The organism is Mesorhizobium sp. INR15 (genome assembly GCF_015500075.1).
In the GTDB taxonomy this organism is placed as follows: Bacteria; Pseudomonadota; Alphaproteobacteria; order Rhizobiales; family Rhizobiaceae; genus Mesorhizobium.
This window is the reverse complement of record NZ_CP045499.1, coordinates 351,906-365,047: the sequence shown is the minus strand read 5'-3', so window position 1 is coordinate 365,047 and position 13,142 is coordinate 351,906. Positions and strand designations below refer to the sequence as shown.

At 61.3% G+C, this 13,142-nt stretch carries 12 protein-coding genes and 2 pseudogenes; 6 read left to right on the top strand and 8 right to left on the bottom strand.

The genetic code is table 11. The annotated features are described in order from the left end of the window. Nucleotide 1: 1 nt before the first annotated feature. Entirely contained in the window at nucleotides 2–1,291 is a 1,290-nt protein-coding gene (locus GA829_RS36045) for a glucoamylase family protein (RefSeq protein WP_195180466.1), read from the top strand. Continuing rightward, nucleotides 1,288–2,775 carry a mercuric reductase gene (locus GA829_RS36040; protein WP_195180465.1) on the top strand — a complete coding sequence of 496 codons (1,488 nt, stop codon included), beginning with the start codon at nucleotides 1,288–1,290 and terminating at the stop codon, nucleotides 2,773–2,775. Before GA829_RS36045 ends, GA829_RS36040 begins: the two co-directional genes overlap by 4 nt. A 353-nt stretch (nucleotides 2,776–3,128) precedes the next feature. Here GA829_RS36040 and tnpC (GA829_RS36035) read toward each other — a convergent pair. From tnpC (GA829_RS36035) to GA829_RS36015, 5 genes and pseudogenes are all read right to left on the bottom strand, one after another. Next, a pseudogene (tnpC, locus tag GA829_RS36035) lies at nucleotides 3,129–4,631 on the bottom strand (IS66 family transposase); the annotation flags it as partial. A gap of 71 nt (nucleotides 4,632–4,702) precedes the next feature. After that, nucleotides 4,703–5,044 (bottom strand): IS66 family insertion sequence element accessory protein TnpB, encoded by a 342-nt coding sequence (tnpB, locus tag GA829_RS36030; protein WP_258052477.1) that lies wholly within the window; start codon nucleotides 5,042–5,044, stop codon nucleotides 4,703–4,705. Next, complete coding sequence (gene tnpA / locus GA829_RS36025) at nucleotides 5,041–5,385, bottom strand: IS66-like element accessory protein TnpA (protein ID WP_195180462.1); 345 nt, start codon at nucleotides 5,383–5,385, stop codon at nucleotides 5,041–5,043. Before tnpA (GA829_RS36025) ends, tnpB (GA829_RS36030) begins: the two co-directional genes overlap by 4 nt. Nucleotides 5,386–5,564: 179 nt before the next feature. Then, nucleotides 5,565–5,771 carry a hypothetical protein gene (locus GA829_RS36020; RefSeq protein ID WP_195180464.1) on the bottom strand — a complete coding sequence of 69 codons (207 nt, stop codon included), beginning with the start codon at nucleotides 5,769–5,771 and terminating at the stop codon, nucleotides 5,565–5,567. A gap of 207 nt (nucleotides 5,772–5,978) precedes the next feature. Further along, complete coding sequence (locus tag GA829_RS36015; protein WP_195180463.1) at nucleotides 5,979–7,529, bottom strand: Do family serine endopeptidase; 1,551 nt, start codon at nucleotides 7,527–7,529, stop codon at nucleotides 5,979–5,981. 283 nt (nucleotides 7,530–7,812) lie between these two features. Between GA829_RS36015 and tnpA (GA829_RS36010) the strand changes: the two genes are divergently transcribed. The 4 genes from tnpA (GA829_RS36010) (at nucleotide 7,813) to GA829_RS35995 (ending at nucleotide 10,419) form a co-directional block, all read left to right on the top strand. Continuing rightward, entirely contained in the window at nucleotides 7,813–8,157 is a 345-nt protein-coding gene (tnpA, locus tag GA829_RS36010; RefSeq protein ID WP_195180462.1) for an IS66-like element accessory protein TnpA, read from the top strand. Next, nucleotides 8,154–8,495, top strand: a complete 342-nt coding sequence (tnpB, locus tag GA829_RS36005; protein WP_258052477.1) for an IS66 family insertion sequence element accessory protein TnpB — start codon at nucleotides 8,154–8,156, stop codon at nucleotides 8,493–8,495. The genes tnpA (GA829_RS36010) and tnpB (GA829_RS36005) overlap by 4 nt, the downstream gene beginning before the upstream one ends. A 71-nt stretch (nucleotides 8,496–8,566) precedes the next feature. Continuing rightward, nucleotides 8,567–10,192 (top strand): IS66 family transposase, encoded by a 1,626-nt coding sequence (tnpC, locus tag GA829_RS36000; protein ID WP_195180461.1) that lies wholly within the window; start codon nucleotides 8,567–8,569, stop codon nucleotides 10,190–10,192. 2 nt (nucleotides 10,193–10,194) lie between these two features. Next, a complete protein-coding gene (locus tag GA829_RS35995) occupies nucleotides 10,195–10,419 on the top strand; it encodes a hypothetical protein (RefSeq protein WP_095204419.1) in 225 nt (74 codons plus the stop codon). A gap of 141 nt (nucleotides 10,420–10,560) precedes the next feature. Here the strand turns inward: GA829_RS35995 and GA829_RS35990 are convergent. The 3 genes and pseudogenes from GA829_RS35990 to GA829_RS35980 all read right to left on the bottom strand — a co-directional run. Further along, nucleotides 10,561–11,301: pseudogene (locus tag GA829_RS35990) on the bottom strand (KUP/HAK/KT family potassium transporter); the annotation flags it as partial. Between the two features lie 84 nt (nucleotides 11,302–11,385). Beyond that, nucleotides 11,386–12,252, bottom strand: coding sequence for a TniQ family protein (locus GA829_RS35985; RefSeq protein ID WP_195180460.1), 867 nt, complete (start codon nucleotides 12,250–12,252; stop codon nucleotides 11,386–11,388). Beyond that, nucleotides 12,249–13,130, bottom strand: a complete 882-nt coding sequence (locus GA829_RS35980; RefSeq protein ID WP_195180459.1) for a TniB family NTP-binding protein — start codon at nucleotides 13,128–13,130, stop codon at nucleotides 12,249–12,251. The genes GA829_RS35985 and GA829_RS35980 overlap by 4 nt, the downstream gene beginning before the upstream one ends. Nucleotides 13,131–13,142 lie beyond the last annotated feature (12 nt).

Below are 13,142 nucleotides of genomic sequence, written 5' to 3'. Positions count from 1 at the left end.
CATGACCGATCTGGGCGATCTTGACGACGACGCGCTCGTGAAGCACCTGCAGCGGGAGGCGTTCGGCTATTTCAATGAGTTCTGGGATCCAGATACAGGCTTGGTCGCCGATACGTCTCGCGCGAGCTCGCCTTGTTCTATCGCGGTCGTAGGCTTCGCCCTTTCTTGCTATCCGATAGCTGTAAAAAACCACTGGATCACGCGGACCGAGGCCGCCAGGCGCACACTGCTGGCATTGCGTTTCTTCAAGGAAAGCCGGCAGGGCGAGGAGCCCGACGCGACAGGCTACAAAGGTTTCTACTATCATTTCCTTGACATGAAATCAGGGAAACGGGTCTGGAATTGCGAGCTCTCGCTGGTCGACACCGCCTTGTTGATGGCTGGCGTTTGCGCAGCCGGCACGTTCTTCGATAAACCTGACGAACGCGAAATCCGAGATCTGTCCGAGGAGCTTTTCGACCGGGTCGACTGGCGATGGGCACAGAACGGACGCGAAACGCTATCGCAGGGCTGGCGGCCCGATTGCGGTTTCCTGCACTATGGCTGGGAAGGCTACAACGAAGCGACGATCCTCTACGTGCTGGGAGCGGGATCGACCACCCACCCGCTGACAGACAAGAGCTTTTCGGGATGGACCTCGACGTATCAATGGGAACACCTGCTGGGCGAGGACGTGCTATATTCGGGGCCGCTTTTCACTCATCTCTTCTCGCATGCATGGATCGATTTCCGAGGTATACGCGACGCCTTCATGCGACAGGCCGATAGCGACTACTTCGACAACACACGGGCGGCGATCCGAATTCATCGAGAGCATGGTGCACGAAACCCTCGCGCCTATTCGGGTTACGATCTCGATTTCTGGGGCGTGACGGCGGGCGATGGGCCGGGCGACCAGGACATGCGCGAGAACGGGCGCGACCGCCGCTTCTTCGGCTACATGTCTCGCGGCGTACCCTACGGGCCGGATGACGGCACGGTCTCACCTTGGGCCATGCTTGCCTGCCTGCCCTTCGACCATGAAGCAGCGCTCGCCGGTACGAGGCACCTGATCAAACGCTATCGCCAGGTGATCTCTGGTGACCGTTTCTCCAGCGGCTTCAATCCAACCTTGGTCGTCGATGGCGCCGGCTGGCTATCAAAGGGTTGGTACGGGCTTGATCAAGGTTTGCTGGTCATGAGCATTGAGAATGCGCGCAGTGGGTTTGTCTGGGATATGACACGTGGCTGCGCGCCTATCATCAGCGGCCTCAAACGCGCTGGTTTTTCGGGCGGGTGGCTTGCATCATGAAGAAGGCCGAGCGTCCGACCGAGTGGGACAGACAAAGCGAGGCGCTTTTCCTCGAGCGCGTTCGTCCCCTCAACTGGCAAAACCCGAAGCCACGCGAAACATATGACCTGGTCGTCATTGGGGCGGGACCGGCCGGACTGCAGGCCGTCGACGAAGCCCGTCGCATGGGTTTCAGCACCGCGCTGATCGAACAGAACCGGCTCGGCGGAAACTCTTTCAACGTTGGGACTATCGCCTCGAAATCGCTGATCCACGCCGGGCGGGTAGGCGCCACCCTGAACGAGGCGGAGGACATCTGGGGCGCGGATGGCGGAAAGCCATCCCAGATCGATTTTTCCCTGGTAATGGCACGCATGCACCGCGCGCGGGCGCGCGTCGCCGCGTATCATTCAGCCAGCCGGCTTGCACAAGCGGGCGTGGATATCTTCTTTGGGGCGGCCCGGTTCACCGGGCCTAACGAGGTAAGCGCGGGCGAAACTGCCCTCCAATTCCGCAAGGCTTTGATCGCCACCGGCGCGCGGCCCGGTGTTCTGGACATTCCCGGGTTTGAAAGTGTCGATTACCGTACGAGTTCGACCATCTTCGGATTGGTGGCGCTTCCAAGGCGGCTTGCGGTTATCGGCGGCGGCCCGCTCGGTTGCGAAATGGCACAAGCATTTAGCCGGCTTGGCTCGCAGGTTTCGATCATCGACATCGATCCGAAATTCCTACCCGGTGAAGAGCGGGACGCGGCAGAACTTTTGTCGCGTGCCATGGCACGCGACGGAGTGGCCATCCGCCTAAACACGACGATCACGTCCGCGCGTATTGAGGCCGGCGTCAAAGTTCTTGATACGATCAACGCCGGCATGAAGGACAGCGTCGAAGCCGACGAGGTTCTGGTCAGCGTCGGCCGGGTTGCAAACGTCGAAATGCTTGGGCTGGATGTCGCTGGCGTCGAGATCGCAAGCACCGGGTGCGTGGCTGTCGACGAATGCTTCCGGACAAAAAATCCGGACATCTACGCCGCCGGCGATGTGTGTATGGACCTCAAGTTCACCAATGTAGCGCAAGCCACCGCACGCATCGCTGTGGCCAACGCGCTTTGGGGCAAGGCGGACAGCTGGACCAACCTTCTGGTTCCTTGGTGCACTTATTGTGACCCGGAGATCGCGCATATCGGCCTGCAGGTCTGGGACGCCAGGGCGAGGTCCATTCCAGTAAAGACCTTCGCCGTCATGATGGAGGATGTCGACCGCGCGATCGTCGATGAAGAGGATCTTGGCTTTATCAAAATCCATATACAGGATGGTACGGACCGCATAATCGGTGCCACTATTGTGGCCGAACGCGCCAGCGAACTGATCAATGAAATGTCTGTCATCATGCACGCGGGGATCGGTATGAAGGCACTCGCCGAAACCATACATACTTATCCGGCGCAATCCGAAGGCATCATGTTGGCGGCGCTGGAGTTTGTGCGCCAGAAATCAGCCGCTGGCTGACAAATTCGAGCACCTGGCCAAGCCCTTCAGGCTTATATCGATGTTCCGTAGGGTCTGACTGGATTCGAAACGGACGAACTTTGAAACCGGAGATCATGACAACACTAATTCTCGCTGCAAGGATTTCGCCGGTGAGTGTTAACACCGTCCGCGTCGCAGCGCTGGTTCGCGGTATCCCTCCGGTGAGGGACGCGGACGGACCTATTTGTTTCCGTCGCGATGGATGGCGATGAGGTTTTGAAGGCTTTCGATGCCCAATTCGGAGAAGGCCATGACGCCGTCTTCGTGGTCTGGCCCGTAGACCCAGATCAGACCGTCCTCGGGTTCCATTTCGATAGCGATTTGGCCGATGTGTTGAGCTTGGCGGTGCCAATGAGGGCGTAGATGACTGCAGCGCGCTGGCCTCCACGATCGGAGCCACGGAACAGCCAGGCCTTGCGACCGAGCGGGACGCAGCGCAAGGCCCGTTCAGCCGCATTGTTCGTAATGCAGATCCTGCCATCGTCGAGGAAGCGGGTAAACGCCGGCCATCGGCGCAGCATGTAGTTGATGGCCTTGGCGAGATCGTGGTTGCGTGAGAGCTGGGCAAGCTGGGCGATCAGCCAGACGTGAAGGTCCTCCATCAGTGGAGCGCTGCGCTCCTGGCGGGCGCAAGCACGCGCTTCAGCGCTCAATCCGTTGATCTCGCGCTCGATATCGAACAGTGCATCCAGGCGCTGCACCGCCTCCAGTGCGATCGGGTAGATCGCCGCCCCTGTCCGTTCGCCGCGGCTCTTCTTGCGCGCTGATCCCTCGACGTCGGCGAGTTCGAAGAACTTGCGGCGCGCATGGGCAAAGCAGCCCGCTTCGAACACAGGCCCTGGGCGACGATCGGCTGCGTAGAGCTCGCCATAGCCGCCATAGGCGTCTGCCTGCAGGATCCCGGACCAGCTGTCGAGATGCGCTCGTGGATGTTCGCCACGGCGGTCGCGCGAATAGTGGAACAGCGCGGCGGGCGGATCGGCGCCGCCGAATGGCCGGTCGTCGCGGACATAGACCCACAGCCTGCCGATATCGGTCTTGCCCTTGGCGAGGACCGGCACCGTTGTGTCGTCGCCGTGCAATCGGTCGGCGGCGAGAACATGAGCCTCGATCCGGCGATAGAGGGGCATGAGCGCGAAAGTGGCCGCGCCAACCTGGTCGGCGAGCGTCGACAGGCTCAGTGGCACGCCCTCGCGAGCGAAACGTTCAGCTTGGCGGTTCAAGGGTTGATGCTGGCCGTACTTGTCGAACAGCAGCATGGCGAGCAAGCCAGGACCTGCCCAGCCACGCGGCACGACATGGAACGGCGCCGGCGGCTGGGTGATCGTCTCACAGTTCCGGCACGAGAACTTCTCGCGCACCGTCTGGATGACCTTCCACTGACGCGGGATCACCTCCAGCGTCTCGGTCACGTCCTCGCCGAGCTTCGAAAGCCGCGTCCCGCCGCAAGTCGGGCACGAACATGGCGCGGGGATGACGATGCGCTCACGCGGCAGATGCTCGGGAAACGGCTTCTTCACTGGCCGTTTGCGCTCGAAGGCGGTGACACTGGTCGTCCTCGCCGCCGCCGCCTCGGCGGCAAGGTCATCTTCGCTGGCTGTGGCCTCGAGTTCCTCGAGTTGCAACTCCAGTTGGTCCAGGAGCCGGCGGCTGCGCTCGGCGCTGGGGCCATACTGCTCGCGCCTGAGCTTGGCGATCTGCAGCTTGAGGTGCCCGATCAGAGCTTCCGTGGCCGACGCCTTAGCCCTCGCAGCGGCAAGTTCGGCGCCCATCGAAACAACCAGCGCCTTCAGCGCTTCGACATCGTCCGGCAGGGGCGAAACGGCGGCTTCCATGGCCGAAATGAATCAGCACCCGCCTCTCGGTGCAACCGAAAAATGCCGCTTTGGCTGAGGAAATCCGCGTCCTATCCCGCGCTCGCCGGACGCCAGCTGTATTGCGGGTTGCGCCAGTCAATCCCGTCGAGCAAACACGCCAGCTGAGCGCTCGTCAGCGACACTGCACCGTCCTTCGCCTGGGGCCAAATGAAGCGGCCCTTCTCGAGCCGCTTGGCATAAAGCGACATGCCGATCCCGTCATGCCAGATGATCTTTACCAGCGATCCGGCGCGTCCGCGGAAAACGTAGAGATCACCACCGTGGGGATCACGCTTCAGGTGCTGCTGCACCAGCAAAGCCAGGCCCTGCATGCCCTTCCTCATATCGGTGTGGCCCATCGACAGCCACACCCGCGCGCCCGACGGGATCACCGCAGTGCCTTTACCACTGCCGTAACCAGCGTGGGCGTCGCTCCCGCGAAGATGCTCACCCGGCCGCCCGTTACCAGCTCCACGACAATAGCCGGCCGGTGCTCCAGCGGATGGCCGACGTCTTCATCCACAACCACCGCCTCTGTAAGGCACGGGTCCGGGACGTGTTCGCACAGCTTGCGACGCCATGTGTAGATCAGCGCCGTCGAAACGTCATGCCGCTGCGCCACCTGCGTCACACAGGCTCCGGGCGAAAACGCCTCCTCCAAAATCTGGCGCCGTTCTTCCTCGTTCCACCGCCGCCGACGTTCGGGGCCTGTGAGCAACGTGATCTGACCCATCAACTGCTCCTAAGTCCGCTCATAAGAGCACGCTTAAGACCACTCGTTCATCACCCGAACAAGGCGCGACACGCCGGATGGATACGGTTCGCGAGGCATACGCGGGCGTTCAACAATTTCGGGTGCGGAAACCGGTTTCCCAAATCCGAGCCACAAACGAAATCGAAACCAGCCTGAAGTCAGATTTCTCGGTCGGAGACGATCGGAACACCGCAGGCGGCTGCCTTCTTAGTTATCAGACCTTCAATGTCGGCATCGGAACGCTCCGTTCCAGTTTTGTCCCGGAGCATGTTTATTGCTGCTTTTATCGACAGAGGGTCGCCAGAGTGGCTGCCTAGCAATTTATCAACTGATGTTGCCAAATTAGTGCTCTGATTCGGTGCCATATCTTACCTCCTTCAGCTTCAACTCTTCGAGCAGTGACCATTCGGAAAGCTCCGCAGGTTCAAGATAATCTTTACATTTGGGTGTTCTTGGCAATTTAGTCACGCAGCGCCAACCGCTGGCTCGAGTCCATCTCGCCACTTCGGCCTATTTTCCCATGCGGCGACCCATTTATTTGAGCCGCCGCACCGGAAAAGTCGAAGCTGCGATCAGCTCTTGGCGACAGGCAGCGCGACGAACCGGTTGCTGTCGTCGTGTGTGATCTGCATCAGCACCGCCTTGCGTCCGGATTTCACCGCCTCGGCCATCGCCTTGGCGAGGTCTTCGGTACCATTCACCTCCGCCGCGTTGACGGTCGTGATGACGTCACCCGGCTGGATGCCGCGATCGGCCGCATCGCTGTCTGGGTCGACATTGGTGACGACAAGGCCCTTGCCGTTTTCCGACTTGGTGACGGTGAGGCCGAGACCGGCAAGCGTGTCGGGCTTGGCCGGTGCCGCCGGCTGGTCGCCGGCCGAGGCCTGCTTGTCGGTCGACGGCAACTTGCCGAGATCGATCTTGATCGACTGGCTCTTGCCGTCGCGCCATACCGTGACATCGACCGACTTGCCGGGCGCATAAGCGCCGATCAGGCGGGCGAGTTCCTTCGGCGAAGCAACGTCCTTGCCGTCGACCTGGGTGATTACGTCACCAGCGGTAATGCCCGCCTTCTTGCCGGGACCACCATCCTGATCGCTGGAAACCAGCGCACCCTTCTCGGACTTCAGCCCTAGCGATTCGGCGATGTCGGCGGTGACCGGCTGGATCTCGACACCGAGCCAGCCGCGCTGCACGGTGCCGTTCTTCATCAGACCCTGTACGACCTCCTTTGCCGTCGAGGCAGGAATGTCGAACGCAATGCCAACACTGCCGCCGGACGGCGAGAAGATCGCGGTGTTGATGCCGACCACCTGACCGTTGAGGTTGAAGGTTGGGCCACCGGAATTGCCGCGGTTGACCGAGGCGTCGATCTGAATGAAGTCGTCATAAGGACCAGCGCCGATGTCGCGGCCGCGTGCCGAAACGATGCCGGCGGTGACAGTGCCGCCCAGGCCGAACGGATTGCCAACGGCCACGACCCAGTCGCCGACGCGGACCTTGGAATCATCGGCGAAATCGACATAGGTGAACTTGCCGACGCCATCGACCTTGAGCACGGCGAGATCGGTGCGCGGGTCGGTGCCGACGAGCTTGGCGTCGAGCTCCTTGCCGTCATTCATGACAACGGTGAAGGCCGAGCCTTCCTCAACGACATGGTTGTTGGTGACGAGATAGCCGTCATCGGAGATGAAGAAGCCCGACCCCTGGGCTACAGGCCGCGGCTGGTCGTTGTTGTGGTCGCGGCGGCCTAAGCGGCGGTGGCCCTGGTCCTGGCCATTCTGGTTGCCAAAGCCCCGGAATTCCTTGAAGAAGCGGCGCAGCTGCGGATTGTCGGGCAGGTTGTTGAAGCCGTCAGGGCTCTGCATCTGGTCGGAACCGTCATCGGAGGCCGGCTCGATCTTGGCCTTGACCTTGACGCTGACGACGGCCGGCGAAACGCGCTCGACGACATCGGCGAAGCCTGCAACCTGCGGCGCCTCAACACGCACTGCATCGGCGAGAACAGGGGCGGTTCCGGTGGCAAGGGCGCCGAAGCCGACGGCGCCGGCGATGGCCAGCGACCCAGCGGCGGCCAACAGACGCTTGCGGGTGGCGGAATAGGAATTGGGGGCAATATTCATGGGTCTCGTATCCTCTTTGCAAAGGGACGCGCTTTGAATGGCATCCTCAGGCAAATAGGATTACAGAGGCGCACATTACGGCGCTGTTTCCAACGCATGAAACTTTTGTAACGTCGAACGCGGCAACTCCCAGCTGCAGATCAGCCGATATTCAGATTTCCTGGATGAGCGTTGATGTGCGATTGGGCAGCGGATAGCGTATCCATCCGGCGTGTCGCGCCTTGTTCGGGTGATGAACGAGTGGTCTTAAGCGTGCTCTTATGAGCGGACTTAGGAGCAGTTGATGGGTCAGATCACGTTGCTCACAGGCCCCGAACGTCGGCGGCGGTGGAACGAGGAAGAACGGCGCCAGATTTTGGAGGAGGCGTTTTCGCCCGGAGCCTGTGTGACGCAGGTGGCGCAGCGGCATGACGTTTCGACGGCGCTGATCTACACATGGCGTCGCAAGCTGTGCGAACACGTCCCGGACCCGTGCCTTACAGAGGCGGTGGTTGTGGATGAAGACGTCGGCCATCCGCTGGAGCACCGGCCGGCTATTGTCGTGGAGCTGGTAACGGGCGGCCGGGTGAGCATCTTCGCGGGAGCGACGCCCACGCTGGTTACGGCAGTGGTAAAGGCACTGCGGTGATCCCGTCGGGCGCGCGGGTGTGGCTGTCGATGGGCCACACCGATATGAGGAAGGGCATGCAGGGCCTGGCTTTGCTGGTGCAGCAGCACCTGAAGCGTGATCCCCACGGTGGTGATCTCTACGTTTTCCGCGGACGCGCCGGATCGCTGGTAAAGATCATCTGGCATGACGGGATCGGCATGTCGCTTTATGCCAAGCGGCTCGAGAAGGGCCGCTTCATTTGGCCCCAGGCGAAGGACGGTGCAGTGTCGCTGACGAGCGCTCAGCTGGCGTGTTTGCTCGACGGGATTGACTGGCGCAACCCGCAATACAGCTGGCGTCCGGCGAGCGCGGGATAGGACGCGGATTTCCTCAGCCAAAGCGGCATTTTTCGGTTGCACCGAGAGACAGGTGCTGATTCATTTCGGCCATGGAAGCCGCCGTTTCGCCCCTGCCGGACGATGTCGAAGCGCTGAAGGCGCTGGTTGTTTCGATGGGCGCCGAACTTGCCGCTGCGAGGGCTAAGGCGTCGGCCACGGAAGCTCTGATCGGGCACCTCAAGCTGCAGATCGCCAAGCTCAGGCGCGAGCAGTATGGCCCCAGCGCCGAGCGCAGCCGCCGGCTCCTGGACCAACTGGAGTTGCAACTCGAGGAACTCGAGGCCACAGCCAGCGAAGATGACCTTGCCGCCGAGGCGGCGGCGGCGAGGACGACCAGTGTCACCGCCTTCGAGCGCAAACGGCCAGTGAAGAAGCCGTTTCCCGAGCATCTGCCGCGTGAGCGCATCGTCATCCCCGCGCCATGTTCGTGCCCGACTTGCGGCGGGACGCGGCTTTCGAAGCTCGGCGAGGACGTGACCGAGACGCTGGAGGTGATCCCGCGTCAGTGGAAGGTCATCCAGACGGTGCGCGAGAAGTTCTCGTGCCGGAACTGTGAGACGATCACCCAGCCGCCGGCGCCGTTCCATGTCGTGCCGCGTGGCTGGGCAGGTCCTGGCTTGCTCGCCATGCTGCTGTTCGACAAGTACGGCCAGCATCAACCCTTGAACCGCCAAGCTGAACGTTTCGCTCGCGAGGGCGTGCCACTGAGCCTGTCGACGCTCGCCGACCAGGTTGGCGCGGCCACTTTCGCGCTCATGCCCCTCTATCGCCGGATCGAGGCTCATGTTCTCGCCGCCGACCGATTGCACGGCGACGACACAACGGTGCCGGTCCTCGCCAAGGGCAAGACCGATATCGGCAGGCTGTGGGTCTATGTCCGCGACGACCGGCCATTCGGCGGCGCCGATCCGCCCGCCGCGCTGTTCCACTATTCGCGCGACCGCCGTGGCGAACATCCACGAGCGCATCTCGACAGCTGGTCCGGGATCCTGCAGGCAGACGCCTATGGCGGCTATGGCGAGCTCTACGCAGCCGATCGTCGCCCAGGGCCTGTGCTCGAAGCGGGCTGCTTTGCCCATGCGCGCCGCAAGTTCTTCGAACTCGCCGACGTCGAGGGATCAGCGCGCAAGAAGAGCCGCGGCGAACGGACAGGGGCGGCGATCTACCCGATCGCACTGGAGGCGGTGCAGCGCCTGGATGCACTGTTCGATATCGAGCGCGAGATCAACGGATTGAGCGCTGAAGCGCGTGCTTGCGCCCGCCAGGAGCGCAGCGCTCCACTGATGGAGGACCTTCACGTCTGGCTGATCGCCCAGCTTGCCCAGCTCTCACGCAACCACGATCTCGCCAAGGCCATCAACTACATGCTGCGCCGATGGCCGGCGTTTACCCGCTTCCTCGACGATGGCAGGATCTGCATTACGAACAATGCGGCTGAACGGGCCTTGCGCTGCGTCCCGCTCGGTCGCAAGGCCTGGCTGTTCTGTGGCTCCGATCGTGGAGGCCAGCGCGCTGCAGTCATCTACGCCCTCATTGGCACCGCCAAGCTCAACAATGTCGATCCGCAAGCCTGGCTTGCCGATGTGCTTCACCGCATTGCCGGGCACCCCGCCAATCGCCTCGACGAGTTGCTGCCGTGGAACTGGCGGTCCAAGCCCGCCGCAATCGCAGCCTGACAATGCACATCAACAAAATCCATTCCGTGCGAACCATCGCGCTCGTCGCCCGGGACCTCGGCGAAGATGAGGACTGGCTCGGCCAAATCGCTATCGAAATGGAACCCGAGGACGGTCTGATCTGGGTCTACGGGCCAGACCACGAAGACGGCGTCATGGCCTTCTCCGAATTCGGCATCGAAAGCCTTCAAAACCTCATCGCCATCCATCGCGACGGAAACAAATAGGTCCGTCCGCGTCCCTCACCGGAGGGATACCGGATAGCTGGATACCCCCCAACATTTCCGAACGCGGTCCTTGAGAGGTCATCTCATACGGCAAGCGCGCGCGGCCAACTAATTTATTGGCGTGACAACCGTCGTTGACCCTTAGATTATGATCTGTGACCCGATCTCGACGACGCGGTCAGCCGGAATTCGAAAATACTCGGTTGCGTCGGAAGCCGTGCTCGCCAGAAAGATGAAAAGCCTGTCCTGCCACAGTGGCAGCCCAGAATCGGGCGATGCTTTGAGGGAGCGGCGCGAGACGAAGAACGATGTGGCCATAATGTCGAATTTCAAGCCCTGTTTACGACAAATGGCCAAGGCGCGGGGGATGTTCGGCTGCTCTATGAAGCCAAAAGTGACGATTATGCGCGTGAAGAGTTCGTTGACCGGCTCGATGCTGATCCGGTCTTGATCGGCGACTCGCGGCACTTCGGCTGTCACAACGCTCATGATGATGTTTTGTTCGTGCAGAACTCTATAGTGCTTCAGGCTATGCATCATCGCCGCAGGTGCACTTTGCGGATCGCTGGTCAAGAAGATCGCTGTGCCCGGCACAAGCGACGGCGGCTTCTCGGCCAGCTTTGTCGCCAGCTGTTCAAGCGATATTTCACTTTTCCGCGCTTTGTTGAAGAGGTATTTGGTACCGGTGATCCAGGTCGACATGATCAATCCCATGACGCAAGCGACACCGACCGACACCCATCCGCCCTCAAGGACCTTGACGGCATTGGTGAGTAGAAAACCCGCATCAATAACGGCGAAGAACAAAGTCAGCGGCAGCACGACCGCTAGCCCCCACCGCCAGCGACGACGCATGACAAACAGCAGAAGGATCGTTGTTACCTGTCACTTGGCAGTTAAATGCAAGAATGCGTCGGTATGGTTCAGACTTGGCATTTAATTGTGAGAATCTTGGTGGCCGCATTCTCAAATTAACTGCATCTGCGGAGAGACTCTCAACCTGCGCGCTCGGGCGATCATGCTCTCGGCGGCGTCAGTGAATCGGACCTTGTTGTCACCCAACATGTGACCGCGCAGCATCCGGAGCATCTCTGGTCCGGCACGCTCGGCGATAGCAACGCCTGCAAGCAGAGCTGGCCGCATGTAGAGTGGCAGGATCGGTTTTGCAGGGGTCGGGAGGTTCTCGTGTTCTGCGGCAACGACATCGTCGAGATCGGGAATGATGGCGCCGAGCACCCTGTAGCGCCAAAGCTCATGCTCACGCGGCAGGGGCCAGATCACTCTTCGCATCAGCAGAAGCCGTGCGATCTCGGTTGGCGATGTCCATGTTCGGATGCCGCGTTCGGCTTCATCGTCGAGCAGCTTTTCACCACGCAGAGCCGCATGGTGATATTGCCGGAAGGGGGAGGGGAGCTCCCCATCGCCGAGCCCTTGCAGCGATGCTCTGCAATGTGGGCAGGTGATCCGCCATCCCGTCAGCTGGCTTCGAAGGATTGGCGCCGGTTCCGCGCCACCAGGGCAGCAGCACGTACAGATCTGAGCTGGCCTCGCGGCTATGAGCCGATGCGAAGACTTCGGCATATTGGTGAAGGTCATTCGACGCAAGACGGCCGGTTCGATGGCGAACATGCTGGCGAGGCGGATTTCCTGATCAGTGTTCAGATCGAGATCGACTGCTCGCAATGAGGAGGCCTCCGGCAGGCAATGCTGGAGCATGACGAGCGGTGGGACCGCGTAGAAGGTGGCATGGCGACTGATCCAGGACGACAGAAGCTCGTGAGGGTGGAGCGGCAATCTCACCGGTAACTGCCGTGGCGGCGCGTTCTCCGTCATGCGAATGCCGCCTCGGCCTCGAACTCCGGCTCCCAGTTTTCGACAGCTTCGTCTGCAATCTGCTCTCGACCGCTTTCGATGGCCTCAACCGCGAGATCGTTGATCATGTGGAAGATGCTGGCGGTGATGCCCTCCGTGATCTGCAGAATCCGCCGCAGCGATTTCGGCGTGAGCACCGAGGGTCGACGCAGTGGCGTGTTGCGCAGGATCGACGCCACCAGCGTCTCGAACTGCTCGTTCGCGGCCCACCTGCTCAAGGTGAACTGCTCAAACCGGCGTGCAAGCTGGACATCGCCACCAATCGCCTCGCGCGCATCGTTGACGCCGAAGCAGACAAGCGAGATCTGTAGACGGTTGCTCAGGAAGCGCAGCGTGTTCAGGACGATCCGCTGCTCGCGATAGGTTCCGGCGAGGATGTTGTGCACCTCGTCGATGACGAGCACCTGTACGCCGATAGCTTCCATGATCCGTAGCGCTGCCTGCTCCATCTGGGCAATGTCGGCGCGCGGTCGTTGCGGTGCGCCGAGCAGAGTGAGCAGTTCGGCATAAAAGCGCCGCTCGCCAGGTCGGCTGGTCATTTCCATCGCGAGCACCGGCGTCTTCAGCGTGCCTGTCACCAGGTTGAAGCTCGGTGGGTGCTCATCGCGGAACCGCTTCATGATCATGGTTTTGCCCATGCCGCTGTCACCATAAATCGCGACCGAAGGCATGCGTGTGCCTCGCGGATGGTCGAGCAGACGGTTGAGCCGGTCGAGGGCTTGCTTGGCGCGCGGGTAGAGAACCCAGCGGCGCGATCGTATCGCCCGAATACGTCGCTCGTTCGTTTCGGACAGCAGCGCCGCAGCGTTTGGGGTCAGGTGAGAGACATCATCGTTCATATTCGCTCCAGC

Coding starts and splice junctions, on each gene's coding strand:
- GA829_RS36045 (WP_195180466.1), top strand. CDS start 2: ATGACCGATCTGGGCGATCTTGACGACGACGCGCTCGTGAAGCACCTG.
- GA829_RS36040 (WP_195180465.1), top strand. CDS start 1,288: ATGAAGAAGGCCGAGCGTCCGACCGAGTGGGACAGACAAAGCGAGGCG.
- tnpA (WP_195180462.1), bottom strand. CDS start 5,385: ATGGGTCAGATCACGTTGCTCACAGGCCCCGAACGTCGGCGGCGGTGG.
- GA829_RS36020 (WP_195180464.1), bottom strand. CDS start 5,771: ATGGCACCGAATCAGAGCACTAATTTGGCAACATCAGTTGATAAATTG.
- GA829_RS36015 (WP_195180463.1), bottom strand. CDS start 7,529: ATGAATATTGCCCCCAATTCCTATTCCGCCACCCGCAAGCGTCTGTTG.
- tnpA (WP_195180462.1), top strand. CDS start 7,813: ATGGGTCAGATCACGTTGCTCACAGGCCCCGAACGTCGGCGGCGGTGG.
- tnpC (WP_195180461.1), top strand. CDS start 8,567: ATGGAAGCCGCCGTTTCGCCCCTGCCGGACGATGTCGAAGCGCTGAAG.
- GA829_RS35995 (WP_095204419.1), top strand. CDS start 10,195: ATGCACATCAACAAAATCCATTCCGTGCGAACCATCGCGCTCGTCGCC.
- GA829_RS35985 (WP_195180460.1), bottom strand. CDS start 12,252: ATGACGGAGAACGCGCCGCCACGGCAGTTACCGGTGAGATTGCCGCTC.
- GA829_RS35980 (WP_195180459.1), bottom strand. CDS start 13,130: ATGAACGATGATGTCTCTCACCTGACCCCAAACGCTGCGGCGCTGCTG.